This window comes from Effusibacillus dendaii, assembly GCF_015097055.1.
Lineage (GTDB): Bacteria > Bacillota > Bacilli > Tumebacillales > Effusibacillaceae > Effusibacillus > Effusibacillus dendaii.
Window position 1 is genome coordinate 2820997 of sequence record NZ_AP023366.1, and the last position, 25369, is coordinate 2846365.

Here is a 25369-nt window from a genome sequence, read left to right on the forward strand (position 1 = left end):
ATGGCTGCATCCGCGCCTTGTATTGATCTTTAAAAGTTAGTATACAAACCCGGAGGTCATTGTAAATAATTGTAACTATTTGTCGTTTTTTGTTGACTTAGGATAATTTTAGCTCTTTAATTAGTGGAAGAAGGAGGCGATATCAGAGTCGTTATAGGAGGTATGACAGAATATTCCATTCGACAGCTAGGGAAACTACAATTGATGAGGTGGGATGTTTTCAGTGCAATGGCTAGGTATGAACTCATTACGAACTAAATTTATCTTTGTTTGTCTTCTTCTTCTTGCAATTCCAAGCATCGTTGTGGGAACTATTGGATATCAGGAGGCAAAAAATGGATTGGATCAAGCCGGACGCGTACAATTGAAAAATGACGTTCGGCTTGTGATTTCCATGATTGATGCTCTCAATCGCCAGGTTGACAGCGGAAATTTAAAGCTCGAGGATGCCCAGGAACTCGTCAAACAAGAAATTTTGGGTGCGAAACCGGCGAATGGGTATCGACCGATCAATACACGGTTTGATCTCGGGGCAAACGGATTCTTTTTTGTACTTGATAAGCAAGGGATGTCGCTTGCAAGTCCAACATCCGAAGGGAAAAATTTATGGAGTTCGCAAGCGAAAGATGGCACGTTTTTTATACAGGACGTGATTAAGGCCGGTTCGAACGGGGGAGGTTATACAACTTACGAGTGGCCTCTCGCATCCAATCCAAACAAAACTGACATTAAAATTACTTATTCCGAAATGGACCCGCATTGGGGATGGATTGTATGTGCCGGTTCCTATTTGACAGACTACAACGGTGCAGCCAACCAAATATTATATTTTTTGTTAATTGTCCTTGGCGTTTCCTTAATTGTCGGGGCCGTGATCACATGGGTATTTGCAAAACGCATTACAACGCCCATTCTGCAAATTGCGAAGCAAGTGGAACAGGTGTCTAATGGTGATCTAACAATTGAACCTGTAGAAGTAAAAAATCGGGATGAAATCGGCAGTTTGGCAAGAGATTTTAATGTAATGCTGACATCCCTTAAAAAGATAATTCGGCAAGTGGCAACCAGTGCGGAACAGGTCGCGGCATCCTCGGAAGAATTGACGGCTGGGTCGGAACAAACCACTAGGGCAACGGAGCATGCGGCTACTACAATTCAGCAAATGGCAGTAGGATCCGAGCAAATCACCCGTTCGATCGAGGACACCGATCAAACCGTTGCCCAAATGGCATCGGTGGTGAAGAAAATTTCAGTCAATGCCAATCATGTTGCAACTTCTGCAATCCAAGCATCAGATATGGCGCAAGAAGGTCATATCGCAATCAACAGTGCAGTGGAACAAATGAATTCGATCAGCAACACGGTACGCGGGTTGTCCGACGTGGTCAAAGGGTTGGGCGAACGATCCGATCAAATCGGGGATATTATCGGGGCCATTACAGGGATTGCGGAACAAACGAATCTGCTGGCGTTAAATGCTGCGATTGAAGCGGCAAGGGCAGGTGAACATGGCAGAGGATTTGCAGTGGTTGCCGACGAGGTACGAAAACTGGCAGAACAATCCGCGCAGTCCGCTCACCAAATTGAAGATTTAATTGGTACAATCCAAAACGAAATCAAAAGTGCGGTTCGCGGTATGGAAATCGGCTCACAGGAAGTTGCGAAGGGGATTGAAGTGGTCCAGGTGGCGGGTGATTCTTTCGATAAGATTGAAGACTCCGTGAATCAGGTGACCACCCAAATTCAGGAAGTTTCTGCTGCTGTACAAGAAATGTCAGCAGGAGCCGAAGAATTGGTAAAAACGATTCACCGGATTACAACCGTTATGGAAGAATCAGCAAGCGGTATCCAGAATATATCGGCGACGTCCCAAGAGCAATTAGCCTCAATGGAGGAAATTGCCTCTTCTGCGAGTACCCTATCAAAAATGGCGGAAGAACTGCAGAAAGTAGTACAAAAATTTAAGTTGTAAGCAGTGGAATAAGAAATCAAAAGCGCACTTTCAAAGAGGTTGGCGGAGGTCAGCCTCTTTGAAATTTGTTTCGTATTTTTAGCGCAGTAAGCGCATGATTGGTTGTTGTCCCATTATTCGGGGGTTCGGATTTTACTCTTATTTCCGTTTTATGCTTTATTGCAATTGGGCAGCTCTTCTAAGATTATGTACCCATATTCCGAACCCTATCCAGGGTTTAGTGCCGACAAAGCCCCTATACCGGCTTCGACCTAAACCGTACTCGGGATTGTAGGACGACCTCTATGAGTTAGATGCTTTTCTGTAAATGGCTGAAGGAAACGTTTATTGTCTAGTAAAACGTTTTGAAAATACTATAAGTTTATGCCAGAATACGATATCCTTGGTATAAGATCCAGTCGGGAGAGGATACCAATGGCCGCCTACTATAAAAAACCTGTACTTGTACTTTCAGAAGAAGAACAGACTATGCTTCGACAAATCAGTCAATCTCGAACCGCCCAAGTTTGTCACGCTGAACGTGCTCGTATGATATTGCTTGATGCTGAGGGCCTGAGTGTGCCCAAGATGGCTGCTCAATTACACACGAACGTACCTAAGGTAGACCGCTGCCGCGAGATTTGGACATACCTTCTATTTTGAGTCATTTTCGTTACATTTCGTATCAAGCTTTTCTCCCTGTCGTTGGCCATTGACGGTGAGCCTCCCGAAATCAAGGTCGATGCGAATGTTTTGAACTCAGGACTCTCTTGACGCACCGGCAGGTGCGAGTATACTCGATCGTTCTGACCGTAAATGGTATGCTACGCCCAACTCAACCTACACTCGTATGGCTTTTACTGGCATCAACCCATTTTCTATATGCTGCTGATAGAACGATTTAGGTGATAAATAATGCAAACTTGAGTGAATTCGCCGATTGTTATAATACTCCTTGTATTCTACGACGGCTCGATATGCTTCTTAATACGTTTGAAATTCGTATCGAGATAAACAGTCTTCCTCAAACCAACGATGAAATGCCTCCCTGTGATATATCCATATTTGATATCCACTTCCCATAGCTGATTGGGGGCTGTAATGTCTCGGTTCCTGGATAGATGGATTTCCTTTCCCGTTGGGGTTTTAAAATATCCAGCTCTTTACAGAGTCGATAGACTCGTTTCTTATTGATGACAAGGCCATATTCCTGTCGTAAATGATGTGTGGGTTTCATATATCCATAGGAATATCCGTCACCTGCGATCGCTTCCATGATCCATTCCTTGATCTGTTCATCACTGACTTTCTTGCCTTGTTTTGTGAAACAATATCCTGGAATGGGGCGACCGACGGGTTTCGAATCGTGTTTTTCTTTCTTCTTCGGCGGCTGCAACCAGTTATAATACGTGGATCGAGAAACCCCACAATGCGGAGTACGATGGAAACACTGTACCCGTCCGTGATCCACTTATGCGCTATTTTCAAGTCTGTCAGCAAGTGAGGGTTTTTCTTTTTTACGAGATCACGCGAGATGGCAATTTCTAACTCCTTTTCACCTCATAGTTTACGACAAAGCAATTGCTCTGTTTTTTCATAATTGTAAAAGTACTCCTCCTGCTAAACTTCACAACCTAGGCCTGGTCGCACCGAAAGTTGAGTAATTTATTAAAATAAAATTTTATTCCAAATATTACCTTTTAAAGAGGCGAAACAAAATCTGTAGCAGGATTTTGGAAAATAGCAGCGAATGATTTACAAAAGGCGGTGAAAATGATGGACATATCGTCACTCCAATCTCAAGTTCAACTGTTGCTGCAGAAAAAGGCTATGAATATGGAAACAACAAACATGCAAAATCTACTGGCAGCGTTGCCGCAGACTGTATCGATAAACGAACCTGGTAAAGGACAAAATGTCGATATTCGAATTTAAAAACAAGACGTACTGCGAAATGACAGCATCGTGAAAGCGGTGCTTTTTATTTTGCAGGTATTTCATACTCAACAAAGGTATATAGTTCAGTAGACGTGCAACAAAGAATTACGATGAAATGGTTCTCCAACAAAAGGTACAAGTCAAGGAAAGAGCTGTGAATAGCGTGATTAAAAGCCTCGGGTGGATTGTAATTCCACTGCCGGTTTTGGGGGAGGGTGATAATATGTGGTGGTTGCATGTGGGAGTCTCATTGTTTCTGGCATTCTCGGACTTGCTCGGGGTCAGCGGAGCCGTTCAATCCCCTAAAACATCGCACAAGTACATAAATGCAGCCCATGTTTCAACTCACAAAGCAAGCGCTTATACCAAGAAAAACCATACCTATGCAAGCCCATATTACCGTATAATCGCCAGTCACACCAAGATACGGTATCGCGCAAGGTAGCAAAGCGGTATGGCTCACGACTTAGTCCGGGGATTTTTTCATAATCCGAGACTACTAGAAGTCCGGTGAAAAAGCCCGCCTTAGCAGGCTTTTACCACGGGTTTGCCGAATTGATACTATAACAAACCATCGAAAGAGTGATTGAACATGAAAGCTCGTAAGTCATCGGCCATCCAGCCTCAGATGTTCCAATTTGTGGACATGGACGAACTGGTGCCCAAAAAGCATATCCTGCGCCAACTGAACGAAGCGCTTGATTTTTCCGTTGTCCATGACTGGGTGGCGCCGCTGTACACGGAACGTACCGGCCGCCCGGCGGCTGACCCGGAGCGGATGGTTCGATTGATGCTGCTTTCCTACCTGTTCAACCACTCCGAACGGGAATTGTATCAATTGCTATCTATGCATGCGGGCTATTTGTGGTTTTGCGGGCTGGATTTCGAATCCGTTCAGCGACCGAGTCCGAACCGCCCCTCCCTTCCGGATCGAACGACCTTGGTTAAGACCCGCAAATTGTGGCGAAAGCATGGGATTTTCGAGCAAATGATGATCCATGTTGTCGATCAGTGCATTGCGGCTGGCTTGGTAAAACCGGACGTCCACGCAGGGGTGGACGGATCGCAGGTACGAGCCAACGCATCCGTTCACAGTCTGCAGGAAATCACATTGGCCCCGGTGCATTCCATTGAGGAGTACTTGTCAGAATTAGCTCGTCAGGATCAAGACGAAATGCCTGTGGACCCGAAAAAGGAGGATTCCGATCCCCCTCCGTCGTCCTCCGTAAGGTCCGCTTCAGAGACGACACGCTTACAAGAAGAGGCTGTCCATGAAGACTTTCACGGTAAGAAGTTTTCCAATGCGACACACCGAAGCGTAACCGATCCGGACGCCCGGTTATACAAGAAGAGCAAAGGGCAGGAAGCCTATTTGCGCTATTTGGTCCATAACGTCGTCGATGTGACTTCCGGCGTCATTTTGTCAACGCAGGCAAGTCTTGCGGCGGGCACGGCGGAACGGGAGATCAGCCTTCGACAACTGACAGCCCTTCGTTTTCAACATCCGACGATTCGGATTCGCACCGTATCCGCCGACAAAGCATATGGAACCCCGGAATATCTTGGCGCATTATTTGCACAAGGGATGATTCCGCTCGTTTCGCTTCGGAATCTGGAACTGGAACCGATCCCAACCTGGAAGAGACAAACCCATGAGGCGGAAAAACAGCAAAAAAGAGAGGTCAAAGTACAAGAAGTTCTGATCAAAAACAAAGCCAAACGAATCCAACTGGAAGGCAAGTATCGACAGATCCAAAAAAGGCGTACTCGTTGCGAACATGCCTTTGCAGAAGCAAAAACGGTGCACGGGCTGGATCGTGCACGGAGTAGGGGTCTGGAGAATATGCAAGAGCAGACACTGCTGACCGCCATCGTCCAAAATCTGAAAAGGTTATGCCGGTTTAAGAAAAAACGACCTCAAACCGGTAGTTTGGCATGCCAAAATCCGGAATCCGTGATCAGGGAAGAAACTCTAACCTCTGCCATTTCCAGGTTATGTTCAGCTATTTTTTCGTGCATAAGGCCATTCCACACCGTAAACCGGCATTTTTCACCGGACTTCTAGGACATAGCCTCGTATGTCTAAAGTCTAAATGCTACTCTTTGAAAGCATATAGTTTACTTATCGAGGAACTGTTCGATTTTTGTAAGTATTTCTTGCATCGATCTTTGCGGTCTTGAAGTTTTAAAGCCCAAGATCTACCAGGATGTATTACATCCCAAAGAGACCGTTTCTGGTTGTATCGGCCACTCCCTGGGTCGTAAAGTACACTGCCATCCAAACGAACCAACATGTTCTCTCCACCGGGAACCCCATGATCCCCAGCCTTCAATGTCTTAGCAGGTTCGTCCAATAAACTTCCTGTATGCCCTGGGTATACTCTCGCACCGGGTCGATATTCATGGTTAGGAATCATATTGCCAATGTCCTCAAATTCAGGATTAGGCAGGACGGTTTCCGGATATGTAATTTGAAGTAAAATGTACTCTAAATATGTACTGAATGATTTCCTAAGCAAACCCTTTACATTTTCAATCAAGATAACTTCCGGCCGTATTTCTCGAACGGCTCGAATCATTTCCGGAAACATATCCCTTTCATCTAGGTATCCCTGATGTTTACCGCCAATGGAAAAAGGTTGACATGGCGGACCGCCTGCTAGTAGATTTATTTTTTTCAGCGTAAGGAGAAAAATCAAACTTACGAATGTCAGTTTCAAATAGCGACCAGTTGATCACTGCCTGATTGCGTCTAATTGTATTGCAAGCATCTTTGTACCTTCGAGAATATTCGAATTGCCCTATTCGTTTTTTCTTACGATTCCAAAATTCCCGAAATGGACCCGAGAGGTTGGTGAGGTGTGTCTTAGTGGTCGTCTCTTCTTAATAAATGACCGGAAAGGTTTCCAACTTTCTTTTTTCACAAGAGGGGCATGTTATTTCATGCAGGTTTTTCGCTGCACCAGGAAGGCGTTTTTGGAGTGGTTGATGAAGGAGCAGGTGACGAGATTGTACAGGTCGTGCGTTTCTTGTGGAAACGGGCGAAAATTCAGTCAGGGTGACCCATATAATCATGGATCAAAACATCACGAAGAACCGCCATTTGTCACCAAGGTACATTATATTATCAACCGATCAAGCAAAAGGTCGAATTCGATCCAATTCAAAATAGAGATAGCATTAAAATTTTTTGTTGAGTTTTGTTGGTAATTGATATATACTGCGGTTGATTAAACGAGATGTAAAACCAAATAGATTTGGTTACTTCTTCTTATCAAGAGAGGCGGAGGGACAGGCCCAATGAAGCCCGGCAACCGGCCCTGCAGGCAATCAGCGTGAAGGGTATGATGGTGCCAATTCCTTCAGAACCTGAGGTTCTGGCAGATGAGAAGGGACGTTAAGATATCCCCTTTTTCGTTTGCGAAAAAAGGGGTTTTTTCGTTTGAAGGGGGTGGAACATTGATTCAGTTACAGAATCTTCATAAGGAATACCGGGCGGGGAAACACTCAATTCCGGCTCTGACAGGAATTAATATGAATATAGAGAAAGGCGAAATCTTCGGTGTAATCGGTCATTCGGGCGCAGGGAAGAGTACACTGATTCGCTGTATCAATCTTTTGGAGCGGCCGACATCTGGAAAAGTAATTGTAGACGGTGTCGACCTGACTTCACTGGATGCCCGCAGTCTGCAGGAGCAACGGCGCTATATGGGGATGATTTTCCAGCATTTCAATCTGCTGTCCTCCGCCACAGTTGCCGAAAATGTCGCGTTTCCACTGGAACTGGCGAAACGGCCAAAGGTCGAAATCCGGCGTAAGGTGAACGAACTGCTTGCACTTGTGGGGCTGGAAGCCCATCAGGATAAATATCCTGCGCAGTTGTCCGGCGGGCAGAAGCAGAGGGTGGGGATAGCCCGGGCATTGGCAAACGACCCCAAAGTTTTATTATGTGATGAGGCGACTTCCGCTCTGGATCCCCAGACCACAAATTCGATCCTGACTTTGTTACTGGATATCAATAAAAAACTTCACATTACCATCGTGCTGATTACGCATGAAATGCATGTCATCCGATCGATATGTGACCGCGTGGGGGTGATTGACGGCGGGAAAATTGTAGAGATGGGAAAGGTGGCTGATGTTTTCCTTAAACCGCAGCATTCCACTACCCGTGAATTTATTGAACAGGTGGCGGATTTTGCGGATTTGCAGGAAGCGGTGGTACGGGAAAAATCAGCCGAACAGCGTACGATTGTCCGGATCACCTTCCTGGGTGAGCAAACCTACCAGCCCATTTTGTTCCAGACGATGAAGGAAACCGATGTGCCGTTCAGCATTCTGCAGGGGACGATCTCCCGCATGAAGGATACACCGTATGGACAACTGGTAGCTGAACTGGAAGGCGACGAAAGCAGGGTGGAAAACGCAGTGAAAATGCTTCGTTTGCACGGACTCGATGTGGAGGTGATCGAATGGGCTGGCTGAGTTTTCAGAATCTGGACTGGCTAGAGATCGGCACAGAAACGGTAAATACCCTTTCGATGCTGGTTTGGTCGACATTCTTTGCAATCGTCATCGGATTGCCGCTGGGCGTGCTACTGTTCCTCACTTCCCGTGGACAACTGCTGCAAAACCAGACGTTTTATTCGATCGCTTCCATCGTTGTTAATATTTTGCGGTCCGTACCCTTCATCATCCTGATGATTTTGCTGATTCCCTTTACCAAAATCATCATGGGAACTTCGATGGGAGTCGAGGGAGCCATCCCGTCGCTTGTGATAGGAGCGGCTCCGTTCTTCGCTAGAATGGTAGAAATCTCTCTGCGTGAAGTGGATCGGGGAGTCGTGGAAGCAGCCCAATCGATGGGCGCCACCAACTGGCAGATTATCTGGAAAGTGTTGCTGCCGGAAGCTCGACCAGGATTGATTGCGGGAATTACAATGACTACTGTCGCCCTTGTTTCTTACACGGCAATGGCGGGTGCAGTGGGGGCAGGCGGTCTCGGGGACCTTGCAATCCGATACGGGTATCAGCGTTTTCAGACTGATGTGGCAGTCGTCACGGTGATTATTCTGCTGATGTTGGTTCAGATGATACAGACATTTGGCGATTGGTTGGTGCTGCGATTCAGCAGAAAATGATCCACCAAAGTATAAGTTTGGCAGAACTGAATTAAAATGGAAGGGGAAACAGAACATGAAAAAATGGCTTGTGCCTGCATTGTCCTTAACACTTGCATTCTCTCTGGCGGGATGCGGCAAGAAAGAGGCAGCAGCTCCGGTTCAAGGTGCGGACAAAAAAGAAGTGACCGTTAAAGTGGGGGCTACTGCAGTACCACATGCTGAGATTTTGAAATCCATAAAAGACAAATTAAAGGAACAGGGTGTAAATCTTGAGATTAAGGAATTCTCCGACTATGTGCAGCCCAACGTCCAGCTTCAGGAAAAGCAGTTGGACGCAAACTTCTTCCAGCACGAGCCCTATCTGAATGACTTTAATAAGAAAAACAAAGCCGATCTGGTGAAAGTAATAGGTGTTCATGTAGAACCGTTTGGAGTCTACTCGAAGAAAATCAAAAATCTTAATGAACTGAAAGAAGGCGCGAAAGTAGCCATTCCGAACGATGCAACCAACGGCGGTCGCGCCCTCCTGCTGCTGGAGAAAAAGGGTCTGATCAAGCTGAAGGAAAACGCGGGAATTACCGCTACAGTCAAGGATATTACTGACAATCCGAAGAAGCTTGAATTCAAACAGTTGGAAGCTCCGATGCTGCCGAGGGCGCTCGATGATGTGGATATTGCGCTGATAAACACGAACTATGCGCTGGAAGCCAAGCTGAACCCGACAAAAGATTCTCTTGCGATTGAAGGCAGTGATTCTCCTTATGTCAACATCCTGGTTGCCCGTCCGGATAACAAGGATTCGGAAGGCATCCAGAAGTTGGCAAAAGCTTTGAACAGTCCGGAAGTAAAGAAATTTATTCAAGAGAAATATAACGGAGCGGTTGTACCGGCATTCTAATCATCTTAAATCAAGCACAAGCCATAGCTCGGTATTCAACCGGGCTATGGCTTTTTTGATCGTGGTAAGATTATCGGCGCTGTTGGCAGAAAACGGCGACTTTCAGCAGTTGATAAAGGATTCTGATCTTTTTGTTTTTTTGCTTCTTTGAAAACCAAAATCATTAAAAATGACAGAATAATCACCAGCATCCGCATAAAACACTTAAATCTACCCAAAAATAACGCAAACTGCCCCCGCGTAATCCCATTCCCCTAAAAAACTTGAAATACCATGTTACGGGAATGATGTCACTGATTTTTTGAACCGATTCAGGGAACAGCGCAATAGGAGAAATCACCCCGGATAACAAGAAGGCGGGAGAGACTAACAATTGCGCTCGTCCTGAGGCCTTGAACTGATTGGGAGCATTCCAGCCCACTACAAGCCCCAACAAGGAGCTGATCAAACAAAATAATGCCAACGGAATCATAAACGCTAACGGGTTCCCGACAAAACGCAAGCCCTCTACTTGTTTCAAGGCTGCTAACGACAAAATCATCGAAATCAGATAGACAAAGGTGTATGGCAACACTCTCAAAAAGAGGCCAGCAGGACGCATGATTTCCTCTGCCAGTTTTCCTTCTTCCCTTAAACGAGGCACGATGGTGATCGTACCTCCATATAAAATACCTAGTGAGAGAATGCTGATATACCCGATATCCAAAAGATTTATATAGTCGTTCGTGGGATTAAACAGCAAGCGTTGTTGTAGGGTAAGGCTTGATACCATACCTCCGATCTGTTCGTTCGACATCCCCATGGCTTTCAACTTTCCCAGTGCAGGAGCGCTGGAATTTTCAGCAGCTAGGCCTTCCACCAGCGCAGACCTTAAATTGCTGGTTGCCGAAGGGATTGTATAGTCCACCAAGAAACCGATATTGCTAGGCTTCCCCTGATAACGATTTTGTTCTAATCCATGTGGAAGATATAACACTGCCATATAGGTTTCATCTCACGGCTCATTCGCAGACTTGCAAACTGTGGAGCTGCCGTAATAAACCTTACTTTTCCGTCAATATCCCGGTTGGCAGAAATTAAATGTCCGGTAACTTTGCCGTCTACCTTAAATTTATTCATCTGTTTTTCATCGACATAAAAGTCATAGTACACTTGATTTGTCTCTAATGCGATAACGGGAGAACCAGCTGACACATTTTCCCAAACCTTTGGAATCACATTTACAACAAGTTGATATTCATGGCATTGTTGTTCAAATCGCCCTGCGCCTGTGCGACAGCATCGAGCCCCAGCCTGACTTTTTCCGTGGCTTGATGTGCCTGGTCTTTATCCTGCTGCTGAGCGCCGGCTGACATTGTTGATAGGTTGCTTCTTGTTGCTGCAACGTATTTTGAGCTGAGGTCAGTTGCAGTTGGGCAGAATCCAATGTAGTTTTAGGAACCGCTCCACTATCGAACAATGCTTTTGTCCGATTGTAATTTAACTGCGCATTATTGAATGTTTCTTTTGCTGCTTCAACCGCTAATCTTTGCTTTTCCATATCCTCTTCTCTAGGCCCCTGTAATACCTTACTCTCGTTACTTTCAGCCGTAGCAATATTCAGCTCAGCTTGAGCCGCATGCGTTCTGATTTTTTCTTGATCAACCCGGATTGAATCCTCTGTTTGTTTAATTTTAATATCTGTCGACTCGATATTGGATTTGAGTTGCGCGATTTGTAAATCAATATCTGTTGGGTCAAGCGTCATTAAAACATCGCCCTTTTTTACCCTTTGTTCTTCCTGGACTTTCACATCCGCTACCTTCCCACTTACCTGCTGGAAGGACACATTGACCTGCCCAGCGGTAAGAATACTTCCTTTTTGCTCTAAGGCCAAAGAAACGGCGTCCTTCCCGCCTATCCACAAACCGAGACTTCCTAAACAAAGAGCTATCGTTAAAATAAGAATGATGACAGTATTTTTTTCATGTATTCCACCTGCTCCCATCACGTTTTCCTATTTTCATCATAAGCTTTATTTTACATAATATCTAATTTATAATTGATCATAAAATGATTACTTACAGTATATAAAAAGAATGGTTAAGGAGACGTTAGTTATGGAACTGCTCCAGCTGCAATATTTTCAAACTGTTGCCCGACTGGAACATATGACACAAGCAGCCGATGAACTGAACGTCACACAACCGGCTCTCAGCAGGACAATTTCTCGATTGGAAGAAGATCTTGGGGTTCATTTATTCGACAGGAAAGGCCGTCAAATTCGGCTGAATTCATTCGGGAAAGTATTTCTTAGCCACCTGGAAAGAGCTTTTGCAGAATTAGAAGAAGCGGAACGTAAAATTCGGGATTTGGCAGGACTTGATCAGGGTATTGTTTCAATCGGTATAACGAATGCAAGTATACTGCCGGCATTATTAAGTTCGTTTTTGGCCCGACACCCGGAAGTTCATTTCCGTCAGTACCTTCAATCACCCTTAATTCTGAGGCGCCAACTTGAGAATGGAGAGGTTGATTTTTGTATTTCCAATACACCTATAGAAGGTACTGATATTGAATGGAAAAAACTGGTAACGGAAGAACTTTTATTGCTTGTTCCGCGAGAGGACCGTTTTATTCACAGAAGTGAAATATATCTCCGTGAGGTTGCAAATGAAAATTTCATCAATATGCATACCAGTTATGACATTCGAGATATCACAGATAAATGTTTAGAAGCAGGCTTTACGCCAAACATAACACTTGAAGGAAACGACCCGTTAGTAATTGGAGAAATGGTTAGTTTAGGTCTCGGAGTGTCTTTTGTCTCTGAACTGACGTGGAGGAGAGTGTCTGACCTGTTGCAAAACAGATTGCATGTATTGCGAATCATTGAACCAAATTGTCAACGAACCATTGGCGTGGCGCGATTAAAAGGGCGTTATTTATCCAAAGCGGCGCAAGCTTTTTATCATTTTATGACAAATTATTTCTAGCTTTAAGGTCTAAATCGCTGTGTAAATCCCCAGGGGTTCAAAATCCAAGATAACACCACAACAGTCTTTTATTACCAGCCTTTTAATGGGATAATTTTAAAAAGGGCAAGATATTACAAGCGCGAGGATGGGAGTCATCAAGTTCAAAAATGGGCAACAGGATCCATGTTGCATGTATGGAGGAATCATAATGACACTAAAAATTCAAGTATATTCCGATTATGTCTGACCGTACTGCTTTATAGCGGAGTTTCCGCTGCAGGAGGCAATTAAGGGAAAAGACGTGGAAGTTGAATGGATGCCATTTGAACTGCGTCCCTATCCAAATGAAACGCTTCGTCCGGAAGGAGAGTATTTACAAAAGGGATGGGAAAACAATGTGTATCCAACCGCTGAACGTTTTGGCGTGAAGATTGTATTGCCGAAGGTATCCCCGCAACCTTATACGCATTTAGCATTTGAGGGCTTTCAATATGCGAAAGAGCATGGCAAGGGGAATGAGTACAACCATCGTATGTTCACAGCTTTTTTCCAGGATGAACTGGATATTGGAAAAATTGATGTGCTTACCAGGTTGGCTGGTGAAATTGGGCTCGATCAGAAAGAGTTTCGTGATGCGTTGGAAACACGAAAATATAAAGAAGCGCACCAAAAGGAATTGCAACATGCGTATGAGGGAGTACAGATTACAGCCGTTCCCACATTTATTATCGGGCGGTATCAGATTCCGGGACTTCTTCCGAAAGAGCAGTTAGAGAAAGTGATTGATGAAGAAATAGCGCGATGCAGATGAGGGCGGAAATTCCGCCTTTTTAACATATTTGCTTGGAAAGAGGGTTATCTGGGTGAATGCAGGTTATATATATGCCATTTTAACGTATGCGATTTGGGGGGTGCTGCCCATGTACTGGAAACTGTTTTCAGAAGTCAGCGCATGGGAAATTTTATCCCATCGCATTATCTGGTCGGTGGTTTTTGTTCTGTTGCTTGCGGCTGTTTTAAATAAACGGAATGCAATTAAAGCAGCAATTCCGGATTGGAAAAGCAAGGGACTCGTTATGATAAGTTCGATTCTTATTAGCGCAAACTGGGTCACTTACATTTGGGCAGTTAACAACGGACATATGGTGGAAGCCAGTCTTGGATATTACATGAATCCGCTTGTTAGTGTTTTGCTTGGTGTATTTTTTCTGCGGGAACGGTTACGGAAACTGCAGTGGGGTGCGATCGGTCTGGCGACAATGGGTGTATTGATCCTGACGTTCAGCTACGGACACTTTCCGTGGATCGCGCTTTCGTTAGCTTTTTCGTTCGGTTTCTATGGATTAGCCAAGAAGAAGGTTCGGGCCGATACAATAGCTGGTTTAACCCTTGAAACCATTGTGGTATTTCCGCTTGCTTTGATTTATTTGATTGGATTCGAACATGGAGGAACCGGGTGGCATGTATTGTCCGGCTGGCAAATGATTGTGCTTCTCTTGTCTGGGGTTGCGACAGCCTTGCCTCTCTTGTGGTTTGCAGAAGCTACGAAACGATTACCATTGTCTGTGCTAGGATTTATTCAGTATTTATCACCAACTATTACTCTTCTATTAGGTTTGTTTGTGTACCATGAAGACTTTACGAAAACCGATATCCTCAGTTTTGGACTTATTTGGATTGCATTGGTAGTATATATGTTCCAAATGACACGAAAACAAGCAACGCATCGTATAGAAGCAACGGGTGTTTAACGGGGACATTATGTCGGGTATTAAATTGGGACTTGATCAAAGGCCCGACTCAGGATATTTTTATATTGAACATTCATTATAAATAAATGAAGGAGAACGTGATGCCAAAGGTTGGTATGAAGGAAGTGCGTCAGCAACAAGTGATCGAGGCAACTATGCGTTGCATTGTGAAAAAAGGCCTCTCCCAGATGTCAATGAAGGATATTGCTGTGGAAGCAGGGGTCAGTACGGGTATCATATACCACTATTTTAAAAATAAAGAGGATTTGTTGCTGCAGGTGCTTAAAGAATCCTTTCGCAAATCGCACGAACGAGTGATGGATACGGTGGAGCCATTGCGGCAATCCAGGGAAAAGCTGTTGAAACACCTGGAGAACATTAACGCTGTTCCGAAAGAGAACCCCGATTTTTACATTGTGTTACTCAACTACTTAGGCCAGGCTCCTCATAACCCTGAGATTCATAAGATCGTCACCAAGTTTCTCAGTAACCTTACATCCTATGCCAACCGGTATTTATCAACTGATTTAACCGGCGGCACCTTTGCCGATGTCCGACTCTGGCATCTTCCTACGATCCTTTTGGCGCTCGGAATGGGACTCGGCATCATGTGGACGCTCGATCGCAACTCATTTTCAATTGAGGAGATGGACGTAAGTCTAAAGGACCTCATTAGCAGATACATTGACTGACCATCCGCACAGCACGGCGCCGCAATGAATCGACATACTACCCAAAGGAGGTCAATCAATGGAAATCCTCGTTGAGAAAAAAGGAAAAGTTTGTACGATTATCATCAATCGTCCTGAGGTACGCAATGCTGTCAACCGGGAAACGGCGCAACAGCTCGCGGACGCATTTCGCGTATTTGAAGCGGACAAGGAGTTGAACGTAGCAGTGCTCTGTGGCGCGGGTGGCACGTTTTGTGCCGGCGCGGACTTGAAGGAAGTTGCAAAATTGTCGGAAGATGGTGGGAACAGGCTGGAGCCAGACATGTTAAAGGATGGGCCAATGGGGCCTTCCCGTATGCATCTGTCCAAACCGGTCATCGCCGCGGTCTCGGGATACGCGGTAGCCGGAGGATTGGAATTGGCGATCTGGTGCGATCTGCGTGTAGTTGATCGTGACGCCGTATTTGGAGTGTTCTGTCGCCGTTTCGGTGTTCCGTTGATCGACGGGGGCACACAGCGCCTGCCTCGACTGATCGGCATGAGCCGCGCCCTTGATTTGATTCTAACGGGCAGACCGGTCGGGGCAGAAGAAGCGCTTGCAATCGGGTTGGCCAACCGGGTAGTTGACCCCGGTACGGCAAGGAAAGAGGCGGAAACGTTAGCTGCCCAAATTGCGGAATTTCCTCAGATTTGTATGCGAAGTGACCGAGAGGCGGTCTATCGTGGATTTGACATGGACTTTGGCAAGGCAATGCAGTTGGAGTTCATGTTAGGCTTGCATTCGATCCGGAGCGGGCAAACAGAGGAGGGCGCCAAGCGATTTTCAGATGGACAAGGCAGGCATGGGGAGTTCTAATTTGCACTGTAGGGATTTTTGTTACAAAAAATTACATGGGGAGGAATGTAGGATGTACGCAGCCGAACTGATCAAACGAGGGGGAAAATCTTTTCCGAATCATAAAGCGGTCACCTACCAAGGTGAAACGCTCACATTTGATCAAGTGCTGAGAAACAGCAACCGGTTGGCTAATGGGCTTTTGCGGTTAGGGCTGAAAAAAGGGGATCGCGTGGCATTCTTGCTTGCAAACTCTGTGCAAAGTGTGGAAATTGACTTCGCACTGCTGTTGGCCGGATTCGTGCGGGTTCCGCTGAACACGCGGCTGTCTGAGGACGAACATTTTCATATGATCAACGAGACGGAGGCGAAGGCGATTCTATTTACGGAAGAGTTCCTGGAACGGGTAACAGCCCTTAAGCTAAGGCTCCCAGGTGTGGATCTTTTTTGCCAGACGAATGGCTCTGTCAGATTGTCTTGGGTGACAGGGTCAGCTGATCTCGTCCAAGGCAGCACGGAAGATGAACCGCCCATAATCGTGGGTGAACAGGATCTGGCCACCATACAGTATACATCAGGGACAACAGGGAAGCTAAAAGCGGCTGTACATACGCAAGAGACGTGGTCTGCGATTTGCAATAACATTTTGTCCTCACTCGACATCATGGAAGGGGATATCATGCTGCATGCGGCACCGATGACGCACGCATCCGGCACACTCGTGCTGCCGCACTGGGTTCGTGGTGCTACTAACGCCGTCCTACCCGGATTTAACCCACAAGAGTACGCTGAATGTATCCACCATCAGAAACCGACAACACTCAACCTTGTTCCCACGATGATTGTCATGCTATTAAACACTCCGAACATAGAACAATATTCTTTCGAATCGGTGCGAAATATAATCTACGGAGCATCTCCCATGCCGCGAGAAGCGTTACGGCGAGGACTGGCGCTCTGGGGTCCCAAGTTTATACAGTATTATGGACAGACGGAGGCACCTTTAATTTTGACGCTGCTGGGGAAAAAAGAGCATCTTGGGGATGACGCACAAACAGAACAACGGCTGCTGTCTTGCGGTCGCCCGGTTGCTTCCGCACTTGTAAAAATTGTTGGGGAGGACGGGGAGCCGGTGGCAACCGGGATGACTGGTGAAATTGCGGTGAAAACGGACCAGGCGATGGTCGGGTACTGGAAAGCTCCGGAATTGACGGCTGATACGATCCGGGACGGGTGGGTGTATACACGGGATATGGGGTATCTAGACGAGGATGGATATTTGTTTCTCGTTGACCGCAAATCGGACATGATTATTACCGGTGGGTTTAATGTATATCCCCGTGAGGTGGAGGAGGTGTTGTATCAACACCCTGCTGTTATGGAAGCGGCGGTCGTTGGCGTACCGGATGAAAAATGGGTCGAATCGGTCAAGGCATTTGTCGTGCTTCGACCGGGAAGCACAGTGTCGGAAGACGAAATCATCGCTTTTTGCAAAGAACGGCTGGCATCGTATAAAAAACCGTCCAGTGTGGAGTTTGTAGAATCCCTGCCCAAAAGTGCTGTAGGCAAGGTCGTAAGGCGCTTACTCCGGGATCCTTACTGGGAAGGGAAACAGAGAAAAATCTAGTGGCTTTTCCCACTGCCAAACTAGATGCTTGTACCTGGTTTCCGGACAATCGTTGATTTGCGAATCTCATTTCCCATGCGGCCTGTCAGGATGTAGCCATACATTTGAAAATCGGCCCGCAGAGACCACCAGGGATGTCCGAAAGTAGCAGGCTTATTTCCTTCAAAGACAAAGTGGCTAAACCAGGCAAATCCATAGACGATTACCGGTGCAGCCATAACAAACCACCATATATGAGTAATAAATGCTGCGATCAGGCAGAGATATACGCAGGTTGTACCGACAAAATGCAGCAGTCGAGTGGCGAATTTAAGATGCTGTGAAACATAATGTATAAACGGTTTTCTTTTTGGTTAGGTCAATAAAGTTGAATGAAATAAGAATTTCTCAGGAATCCACTATTAAAGGAGCAACTATATGAACAGGCCGTTTCGTTATGTGATCATGGGTATGATTGTATTGATGACCGTTATTAATTATGTGGATCGCGGCGCCATTTCCTATGCGCAGGCAGCGATTATTAAAGAATTTGGCCTAAATCCGGTAACATGGGGAGATGTATTAGGTTACTTCGGATACGGCTATATGTTTGGAGCATTGTTTGGCGGGGCCTTGGCGGATAAGAAGGGACCCAAATTTGTATGGCTGTTGGCGGGGACGTTGTGGTCGATTTTTGAAATCGGGACAGCTTATGCTGGAAATATTGGGATGGCCCTGTTTGGCGGAAGCGCGTTGGCCGGTTTTGCGCTGTTTCGAATTTTGTTCGGGTTGACAGAGGGTCCTGTTTTCTCAACGATCAATCGGACGATGGCGAACTGGGCAGCTCCGAAAGAACGTGGGTTTGCCGCATCGATTGGGCTCCTGGGAACGCCGCTCGGGGCGCTGTTAACAGCCCCGATTGCGGTCGCTCTATTGTCGATTGTAAATTGGCGAACGATGTTTATCATTCTGGGTATTGCCGGTCTCCTCTGGGTTTTGATCTGGTCCCGTATGTTTACCGATTTACCCGAAAATCACCCGCGCGTTTCCAAAGAAGAAGTAGCGGAAATTCGTTCGTCAAAAGAATTGTTAAACACTGAGGTGACGTTGGAACAGTCGAACCGAGCTCATGTTCCGTGGTATCACTTTTTTAACAATCCCACTTTGATTATGAATGCGGTGGGGTACTTTGCTTTCCAGTATGTTAACTTTTTGATTTTGACCTGGACACCCAAATACCTGCAGGATACGTTCCATTTCAAATTGGCCTCCCTTTGGTATTTAGGAATGATTCCTTGGATAGGGGCGTGCTTTACTGTTTTGTTAGGCGGCAGACTTTCTGATTTTCTGCGCCGCCGTACAGGAAGTTTACGGGTTGCCAGATCCGGGCTTGCGGTTATTTCTCTTTTGTTAACTGCGATCTGTTTTCTTTTGATTCCAACTGTTCACAGTGTGGGAGCCGTCTTACTTTTGATGGCTGTTGGAAATGCGTTCAATTTCTTGCCGAATTCGGTTTATTGGACGGTCATTGTCGATACGGAGCCTTCAAAAGCGGGGACATTTGGCGGAGTTACTCATTTCTTTACAAATATTGCAACCGTTGTAGCACCGACTTTGACAGGCAGACTCGTTGCAGGCAGCGGTTATCAGGCGATGTTCGTTGCCGCTGCGGTTGCCGCTGCAATTGGCATGATCGCGATGATGTTTGTGAAGCCTGGAAGGAGGGAGAATCCCGTTGGGTAGCAATTCGGAATCATCGCATATATAATTAAAAGACCGGATGGTCTTAGGATAGGACTTTTTTACAAAGAAGCAGGAAATGGGGTTGTGATTGGAGTAAGAATAAGGAATCTTATAAACCGGGGGGTTGTCTATGTCAGAATTAATGATTGAAACACAAAACGGGATTCGGACACTGCGGCTCAATCGTCCGGAACGGCTGAACGCTTTCACTTCTCCGTTAAGCTCTCAATTGATCGATGCGTTGCAGCAGGCGTCTGCCGATGACGAAGTACGTGTTGTTGTCATCACGGGAGAAGGACGAGGATTTTGCAGCGGGTTGGATTTGACGGCTGTAAGCGAGTTGACGAGCAGGCAGAAAAGCCGCCACGAGCGTCTTGATGATCTCGAATGGGTAGGGCGCCTTACGTTAAGCATTGTACATAACGACAAACCGGTTATTGCTGCCATTAACGGTGCGGCGGCAGGAGCGGGGCTGGCGATGGCTTTGGCATGTGATTTTCGAGTGCTGAAAGCAAGTGCCAAGATTACCACTGGATATATTCGAAACGGCCTGAGTCCGGATGCGGGAATGACCTATTTTTTGCCGCGCCTGGTAGGATTGGCGAAAGCAACCGAGTTGATTTTGACGGGCAGAGACATTTTGGCGGAGGAAGCGGAACGGCTGGGGCTAGCGAATGCTGTATTTGAGGAGGAGGAATTTGAAGAAGGCGTTCGCCGGTTTGCGGAAACGCTGGCGGCAGGCCCGCCGATCGCAATGACTCTTTCCAAGCGGATGTTGGCGGAAGCGCAGGACGCAGATCTGGTAACCCAACTGAAGCGTGAACTTGCTTCGATTCACAAATGTTTTGCCAGCGGAGACACACGTGAAGCAGTACAGGCTTTTCTGGAAAAGCGCCGTCCGGTATTTCGCGGTGAGTGACGGTACGCCCGAGGATAACAATGCGAAAAGGCGAACGAACCAAACAAATGATCCTTGCGGAATCGGTGAGTTTGTTTAACCAACAAGGGTACTTGGCATCTTCCATTTTTGATGTGATGAAAAAAACCGGATTGAAAAAAGGGGGCATCTACAACCACTTTGAGAGCAAAGAAGAATTGGTCCGGCAAACGTTTCAGTTTGCTGTCGATCAGATTCGCAAACATATCCGAAATACGATAAAAGAAAAAGAAACAGCGGCAGATCGCTTGCTGGCGGTGATAACCGTTTTTCAGGATTTGGCCGAAGATCGTCCTATACCGGGCGGCTGTCCCATCATGAATGTGGCCATCGAATCTGACGATGCGCACCCTGCTTTGTGTAAGGAGGCGCGGGACGCCATGGATGGTTTGCGGTCGCTGATCGAGTCTACCGTAAAAAAAGGAATCCAAAGAAGGGAAATCCGTCCAGAAGTAAATGGGCAAGCTGTTGCGACCGTTTTTGTGTCGATGTTAGAAGGGGCTTTGATGCTGAGCCGGTTATACGTAGACCCGCAATACATGCGGGATGCGGTGGATCATTTGAAGAAATACGTTCAGACACTGCTGCAATGTGAAACCATTTGGTAGGAAAAAAAGAGGGAGCTGTCCCTCAAGGATATTACTACTTTTGAGACAGCCCCGTACTTTTTCGGGGCCGTTGCCTATCCTTATCATCGTTTCCAATCGAGGATACCTGAATTACGCCAACCCCACGGCTGCCACCGAGAGGTTTGAGGATCACCTGGCCAGATTTCTCGATAAGTGCCCAAACGTTGCTTCGCGTCATCCAGCGTGTTTCCGGCACATGTGGGGCTAATTGTTTCGATCCTATTAAGCATTTGTGTTTTTTCATTTTTGTTCTGCCTATGAGTGCCACCTTTCGGCATTAACGACTCCTTTTGTAAGCCAAAATTCGACGATACATCTTTTTGCTCTTCAGCTTGAGGAAATGGGACATCGATGGATAAAGATTCGCTTCAATGATCCAGACACGGCCCTTTCGATCAAGCGCCATATCCAATCCGTAGATACGATGGCGCGGGAATAATTTGCTGAGTATCTCGGCGGACAGTATCGCTACCTTATTAACGTTCGATTGCAAGGTTCGTTTGGAAAAATCTTTTAAAGAGGAGCGTTTAAGGGCAGTTTTCACTCGCAGCAGCGTTCCTTTACTCCTTCCAATGTTTGAGACGATGTAACCTTTACCGGCTACTTTGGCCACTTTTGCAGTGACCTTCCATAAATTAGAGTTTCTTTTCCGCTGAACAATCACCCGCATGTCAAAAGGACGGCGCCCAACTTTCGCACGGGAAATCCAACGTTGGACAATATAGCTGCGGATCCCCATTCTTTTTCTTAAATAGCGATACGTTCGACGCTTGCCACGCAGTTTTATTTTTCTTTTCTCGACGTGTAACTTGTATTTACCGTTTCCCGGATCTGATACCAGAATTACGTTGCGCCCCCGCCTGCCGCGTGTCGGTTTCACGACTGCCCGCCCATATTTGTCCATAAAATGCCAGAAAGAGCTTTTCGTCATCAATTCGGTTTCCGGAAGGTAAGGAGCTAATTCTTCGAAACTGCGCATGAACTTGTATTTGAGCCATTTATTTCTTCTGGCCGATTTTCTCATCAGTCAGCCGCCCTTTCGCAATGGATACCCGATGCCTCTCAAATATTGTTCCAGCAACTCCAAAAAAGCTTCGATATCTTTGTAAGTTATATCTCCGATATTGGCGATCCGAAACGTATTTAATTTCTCAAGCTTGCCCGGATAAATCGTAAAACCTCTGTGGTAAAAATAATCATGCATTTTCTGAAAATCATAACCGGCGCAATCCGGTTCGATAACAGAAGTAACGAGTTTGGAATGGTGCTTTTCCAAAACTATATGTTGCAATCCAAAGCGAGCGATACCGTTGGTTAAGGTTTTCCATGACTTTGCATACCTTGCGTATCTTGCTTCTATACCTTCCTGTTTTAATTCTTCGATGGCCTGTTTCAGGGCGTACAGGGTTTGTACCGGCGGTGTGAAGCGCATTTGGCGGTTTTCTGAAAAATACTTGTATTGGGTGTACAGATCCAGGTAATAATTTCTCGGTTTGTTGTGGCGTACGTTTTCCAATTTGCTTTTGTCCGCGATGACAAACGAAACCCCGGGCATGCCTTGAAGATTTTTGTTCGAGCTTGCAGCCATGTAACTGACGTTCATTTTCTCCATTTGAATAGGTATGGCCCCATATGAGCTGATCGCGTCCACGATCAGATCTACGTGATGTTTTTTGCACAGTGCTCCAATCGACTCGATATCGTTTAATAGACCGGTAGTGGTCTCGTGGTGAACTACGGCGAGATGGGATACATTTCGGTTGGTATTTTGGATCAATTTTTCTAAAGCGGCCAAATCGATCGCTTCATCAGGTCGGCTGCGAAATTCAAGGAAATTCGAACCGTATGCGGCCGCAATTTCACACATCCGTTTTCCATACGCGCCATTATTAATAATGACCACGACATCCTCATCGACCACAGAACTTAAAATCGATTCAACGGCCGCCGTTCCCGAACCGCCCAACAAAATGGCGCTATAATGCTCCGGATCTGCAACAAACCGGGTCAACTCCGTCGATACGTATTCCATCAGAATGCCAAATTCCGTTTCGCGCGGACAAATATCCGGAACCACCTGGGCGTATTTTACGGTATCCGTCGTTGTGGCAGGACCAGGATTGAGCAAAATGTTTCTTTTTATCTTCTTCATGTTTGGTCCACCCCTCTTAACCTGGGGGACTTACTGTGCAAAAACATCTGCAGCCGTTCTTTCACCGCATGTGGTTTTATGCCAGGACGACCGAGCGACTCACGGGAACCTGTGGCAATCTTCATATGGAGGAAGGTCAACCCTTTTGTTGTTTTCCACTCCTTGATGGAGGTTTCCAGCTCTTCCAAGCTGTGAACGTAAATGGATTTCATGTAGCCGCAGGAAGCGGCAATCTCCACAAAATCGATATTGTGCGAAACCGTTTTTTGTCCGCCTGTCGAATCGTGGGCGTTATTGTCAAGCAAAATATGAAGCATATTGGGGGGGTGATAGTATCCGTTTATAGCTAAACACCCCATGCGCATAAGCAGGGAAGCGTCTCCATCAATAACGACGATATCGGTGTTTTGTTGGGTCAGTGCCAGACCCAGTCCAAGGGAACTTACACACCCCATGGAACCCACCATATAAAAATTGCTTTTATCATCTTCGATTTCATACAATTCCCGCCCGGTTTTTCCAGTTGTGGCAAGCTGGACAGTTGTACTGTCTTTCATGGCATTAATCACAGACAGTGCTTCATAGCGGGAAGGCAATTGGTCCGCCTTGTTTTTAACTTGTTTAACTTGATTCGGTGTCAGGAATTGTTCCTGTTTTTGCAATATCTCTTGTTCAAATGTTCCTTTTTTCACCACAAAGAAAAAAGGGAGATTCTGCTCTATCACATGTGCGGCGTGTACCAGTTGCTGCTTCGCTTCCGCCAAATCGGAAGACAGAAACTGCCACTGCACCTGCATCAGTTCCAACATCTGCGTTGTAATTTGCCCCATTAATTCATGCTGCGGTTCGTCAGGCACACCCGGTTCGCCGCGCAGACTGACAAATCCGAGTAACGGAATCCGAAACGGATAGTTGAGCGACACCAAAGGTGAAACCGCATTCGTCAGACCCGAATTTTGCATCAGAACAACCGGTCTTTTTCCTCCCAAAAAGGCTCCAGACGCAATCGCCATCGCATCCCCCTCGTTAGTCGCCCCAATATATTCGCATTCATTGATGGCGTAATTAATCAGGTTTTTCAGAAATGAGCACGGTACCCCGGTATAAAACGTAAACCCTAATTTTTGCAATGCTTCTCCGAATCTTTTTGTATGGATCATAGGCGATCACCTTGCATCCTTTTCGTGTAAGGGAGATACTTCCGTTCTGCCGCTTGAAGCTCCTCCGCCTGCTGCAGCCGAAAAATCTCTTCCACGGTTGCAACGCGGCCTTCTACATCTACCAAACTTTCATCTCGAAATATTTTTTGAGATATCTTTTGCATGGCGTCAATGGATGCCCGCAAATTATGATTGGCCCAGATTACAACAGCGACCCCCATTTCTTGAAATCGGCCTGTCGGAGTGGAATAATATTTGGTAGGCACAATGATCACGGGATGTCTTCCGTTCCATTCTTTCATAAATGATTCAATTTCCGTGATGTCCGACCTTTTGCTGTGGATCAGGATGGCGTCCGCACCTGCCTGCCGGTAAGCTTCTGCACGCTTCACTGCCTCTTCCAGGCCATAGCCCGCAATAAAGGCCTCGACTCTTGCTGCAACTATAAAATCTTCATCAATTTGGGAGTCCTTCATCGCTTTAATCTTGCCGCAAAACTCATCGATATCGGCAAGGGGTTGGGCTTCGCCATTAATAAAAGAGTTTATTTTCGGAAAGAGCTTATCTTCAATACATACCCCTGCGATTTGGCGCTGCTCCAATTTTTTCACCAATCGTCGCGCATTATTGAAGTTTCCATATCCGGTGTCTCCATCCAACAAAATGGGAATCGTCGTCGCATCGCTCATAAACTCCAATACATCCAGCACCTGCGTCCACGAAGCTTCATTGTTGTCCCTTACACCCATTGACGCCGATATTGACAATCCGCTGGCCCAAATCCCTTTAAATCCGGCCTCTTCCACAATTTTTGCCGACAAACCGTTATGGGCCTCCATTAAAAACTCAAGGTCTTGCGAATGGATCAACCGCTTCAATTGAGCTGTTTTTTTCATTGCATGCATCCCTTCTGTAACTTAACTTGGCTCTATATCCCTTTTTTTACATATATGAATTTCTCCCATGGTTGGAAAGGCGTATGTTGATTAAAGAAAAAAAAGGTTAAAATCGTGCATAA

General features: G+C 46.1%; 27 protein-coding genes, 1 pseudogene and 1 riboswitch. Of the genes and pseudogenes, 16 read left to right on the forward strand and 12 right to left on the reverse strand.

Features of this window, described 5'->3' with window-relative positions:
- Positions 1-340: 340 nt before the first annotated feature.
- A complete protein-coding gene (locus tag skT53_RS15050; protein WP_200758501.1) occupies positions 341-1972 on the forward strand; it encodes a methyl-accepting chemotaxis protein in 1632 nt (543 codons plus the stop codon).
- An 819-nt stretch (positions 1973-2791) separates the two neighbouring features.
- Here skT53_RS15050 and skT53_RS19250 read toward each other — a convergent pair.
- Together skT53_RS19250 and skT53_RS19255 are read right to left on the reverse strand one after the other, a co-directional pair.
- Positions 2792-2920, reverse strand: a pseudogene (locus skT53_RS19250) (IS3 family transposase); the annotation flags it as partial.
- A 55-nt stretch (positions 2921-2975) separates the two neighbouring features.
- Positions 2976-3422 (reverse strand): IS3 family transposase, encoded by a 447-nt coding sequence (locus skT53_RS19255; protein ID WP_226375239.1) that lies wholly within the window; start codon positions 3420-3422, stop codon positions 2976-2978.
- Positions 3423-3724: 302 nt separating this feature from the next.
- Between skT53_RS19255 and skT53_RS15065 the strand changes: the two genes are divergently transcribed.
- Complete coding sequence (locus skT53_RS15065; protein ID WP_200758505.1) at positions 3725-3886, forward strand: putative motility protein; 162 nt, start codon at positions 3725-3727, stop codon at positions 3884-3886.
- 595 nt (positions 3887-4481) lie between these two features.
- Positions 4482-5954, forward strand: coding sequence for a transposase (locus tag skT53_RS15070; RefSeq protein ID WP_404828881.1), 1473 nt, complete (start codon positions 4482-4484; stop codon positions 5952-5954).
- Between the two features lie 31 nt (positions 5955-5985).
- Here skT53_RS15070 and skT53_RS15075 read toward each other — a convergent pair whose 3' ends face one another.
- The gene (locus skT53_RS15075; RefSeq protein ID WP_226375240.1) at positions 5986-6609 is read right to left on the reverse strand and encodes a DNA cytosine methyltransferase; all 624 of its coding nucleotides are present in this window, start codon (positions 6607-6609) and stop codon (positions 5986-5988) included.
- Between the two features lie 213 nt (positions 6610-6822).
- On the opposite strand from skT53_RS15075, the gene skT53_RS18905 reads away from it, so the two are divergent.
- The 4 genes from skT53_RS18905 (at position 6823) to skT53_RS15090 (ending at position 9910) form a co-directional block, all read left to right on the forward strand.
- Positions 6823-6951: a hypothetical protein gene (locus tag skT53_RS18905; protein WP_264175974.1), complete on the forward strand. Its 129-nt coding sequence runs from the start codon at positions 6823-6825 to the stop codon at positions 6949-6951.
- Positions 6952-7157: 206 nt separating this feature from the next.
- Positions 7158-7280, forward strand: a riboswitch (SAM riboswitch).
- Positions 7281-7348: 68 nt separating this feature from the next.
- Positions 7349-8374: a methionine ABC transporter ATP-binding protein gene (locus skT53_RS15080; protein WP_200758507.1), complete on the forward strand. Its 1026-nt coding sequence runs from the start codon at positions 7349-7351 to the stop codon at positions 8372-8374.
- The gene (locus tag skT53_RS15085; RefSeq protein WP_200758509.1) at positions 8362-9030 is read left to right on the forward strand and encodes a methionine ABC transporter permease; all 669 of its coding nucleotides are present in this window, start codon (positions 8362-8364) and stop codon (positions 9028-9030) included. The genes skT53_RS15080 and skT53_RS15085 overlap by 13 nt, the downstream gene beginning before the upstream one ends.
- 55 nt (positions 9031-9085) lie before the next feature.
- A complete protein-coding gene (locus skT53_RS15090; protein ID WP_200758511.1) occupies positions 9086-9910 on the forward strand; it encodes a MetQ/NlpA family ABC transporter substrate-binding protein in 825 nt (274 codons plus the stop codon).
- A gap of 181 nt (positions 9911-10091) precedes the next feature.
- On the opposite strand, the gene skT53_RS15095 is transcribed toward skT53_RS15090, so the two are convergent.
- From skT53_RS15095 to skT53_RS15105, 3 genes are read right to left on the reverse strand one after another with little or no spacing between them, the layout of a single operon-like run.
- Positions 10092-10892, reverse strand: coding sequence for an ABC transporter permease (locus skT53_RS15095; RefSeq protein WP_200758513.1), 801 nt, complete (start codon positions 10890-10892; stop codon positions 10092-10094).
- Complete coding sequence (locus tag skT53_RS15100) at positions 10862-11128, reverse strand: HlyD family efflux transporter periplasmic adaptor subunit (RefSeq protein ID WP_404828882.1); 267 nt, start codon at positions 11126-11128, stop codon at positions 10862-10864. The genes skT53_RS15095 and skT53_RS15100 overlap by 31 nt, the downstream gene beginning before the upstream one ends.
- A gap of 34 nt (positions 11129-11162) precedes the next feature.
- Entirely contained in the window at positions 11163-11897 is a 735-nt protein-coding gene (locus skT53_RS15105) for an HlyD family secretion protein (protein WP_200758517.1), read from the reverse strand.
- A gap of 112 nt (positions 11898-12009) precedes the next feature.
- Between skT53_RS15105 and skT53_RS15110 the strand changes: the two genes are divergently transcribed.
- From skT53_RS15110 to skT53_RS15135, 6 genes are all read left to right on the forward strand, one after another.
- On the forward strand, positions 12010-12885 hold the full coding sequence (locus skT53_RS15110) for a LysR family transcriptional regulator (RefSeq protein ID WP_200758519.1): 876 nt from the start codon (positions 12010-12012) through the stop codon (positions 12883-12885).
- Positions 12886-13075: 190 nt separating this feature from the next.
- Positions 13076-13678 (forward strand): DsbA family oxidoreductase, encoded by a 603-nt coding sequence (locus skT53_RS15115; protein WP_200758521.1) that lies wholly within the window; start codon positions 13076-13078, stop codon positions 13676-13678.
- A gap of 52 nt (positions 13679-13730) precedes the next feature.
- Entirely contained in the window at positions 13731-14618 is an 888-nt protein-coding gene (gene rarD, locus skT53_RS15120; RefSeq protein WP_200758522.1) for an EamA family transporter RarD, read from the forward strand.
- 101 nt (positions 14619-14719) lie between these two features.
- Positions 14720-15310 (forward strand): TetR/AcrR family transcriptional regulator, encoded by a 591-nt coding sequence (locus skT53_RS15125; protein WP_226375241.1) that lies wholly within the window; start codon positions 14720-14722, stop codon positions 15308-15310.
- 58 nt (positions 15311-15368) lie between these two features.
- Positions 15369-16145 carry a crotonase/enoyl-CoA hydratase family protein gene (locus tag skT53_RS15130; protein WP_200758523.1) on the forward strand — a complete coding sequence of 259 codons (777 nt, stop codon included), beginning with the start codon at positions 15369-15371 and terminating at the stop codon, positions 16143-16145.
- 52 nt (positions 16146-16197) lie between these two features.
- A complete protein-coding gene (locus skT53_RS15135) occupies positions 16198-17751 on the forward strand; it encodes a class I adenylate-forming enzyme family protein (protein WP_200758524.1) in 1554 nt (517 codons plus the stop codon).
- A gap of 20 nt (positions 17752-17771) precedes the next feature.
- Here the strand turns inward: skT53_RS15135 and skT53_RS15140 are convergent, their stop codons facing one another.
- Positions 17772-18086 (reverse strand): Mpo1-like protein, encoded by a 315-nt coding sequence (locus skT53_RS15140; RefSeq protein ID WP_200761014.1) that lies wholly within the window; start codon positions 18084-18086, stop codon positions 17772-17774.
- 82 nt (positions 18087-18168) lie between these two features.
- Between skT53_RS15140 and skT53_RS15145 the strand changes: the two genes are divergently transcribed.
- The 3 genes from skT53_RS15145 (at position 18169) to skT53_RS15155 (ending at position 21018) form a co-directional block, all read left to right on the forward strand.
- Positions 18169-19473 carry an MFS transporter gene (locus tag skT53_RS15145; RefSeq protein WP_200758525.1) on the forward strand — a complete coding sequence of 435 codons (1305 nt, stop codon included), beginning with the start codon at positions 18169-18171 and terminating at the stop codon, positions 19471-19473.
- A gap of 130 nt (positions 19474-19603) precedes the next feature.
- Positions 19604-20392: an enoyl-CoA hydratase/isomerase family protein gene (locus skT53_RS15150; RefSeq protein WP_226375242.1), complete on the forward strand. Its 789-nt coding sequence runs from the start codon at positions 19604-19606 to the stop codon at positions 20390-20392.
- Positions 20393-20412: 20 nt separating this feature from the next.
- Positions 20413-21018 carry a TetR/AcrR family transcriptional regulator gene (locus skT53_RS15155; protein WP_200758527.1) on the forward strand — a complete coding sequence of 202 codons (606 nt, stop codon included), beginning with the start codon at positions 20413-20415 and terminating at the stop codon, positions 21016-21018.
- A gap of 34 nt (positions 21019-21052) precedes the next feature.
- Here the strand turns inward: skT53_RS15155 and skT53_RS19260 are convergent, their stop codons facing one another.
- Genes skT53_RS19260 through aepX form a run of 5 tightly spaced genes read right to left on the reverse strand, consistent with a single transcriptional unit; the run spans position 21053 to position 25247 of the window.
- Complete coding sequence (locus skT53_RS19260; protein ID WP_404828884.1) at positions 21053-21283, reverse strand: YheC/YheD family protein; 231 nt, start codon at positions 21281-21283, stop codon at positions 21053-21055.
- A gap of 33 nt (positions 21284-21316) precedes the next feature.
- On the reverse strand, positions 21317-22063 hold the full coding sequence (locus skT53_RS15160) for a YheC/YheD family protein (RefSeq protein ID WP_200758529.1): 747 nt from the start codon (positions 22061-22063) through the stop codon (positions 21317-21319).
- Between the two features lie 3 nt (positions 22064-22066).
- Complete coding sequence (locus skT53_RS15165; protein WP_200758531.1) at positions 22067-23191, reverse strand: 2-aminoethylphosphonate aminotransferase; 1125 nt, start codon at positions 23189-23191, stop codon at positions 22067-22069.
- Positions 23188-24351 (reverse strand): phosphonopyruvate decarboxylase, encoded by a 1164-nt coding sequence (gene aepY, locus skT53_RS15170; protein WP_200758539.1) that lies wholly within the window; start codon positions 24349-24351, stop codon positions 23188-23190. Before aepY ends, skT53_RS15165 begins: the two co-directional genes overlap by 4 nt.
- A complete protein-coding gene (gene aepX / locus skT53_RS15175; RefSeq protein WP_200758547.1) occupies positions 24348-25247 on the reverse strand; it encodes a phosphoenolpyruvate mutase in 900 nt (299 codons plus the stop codon). The genes aepY and aepX overlap by 4 nt, the downstream gene beginning before the upstream one ends.
- Between the last annotated feature and the right edge of the window lie 122 nt (positions 25248-25369).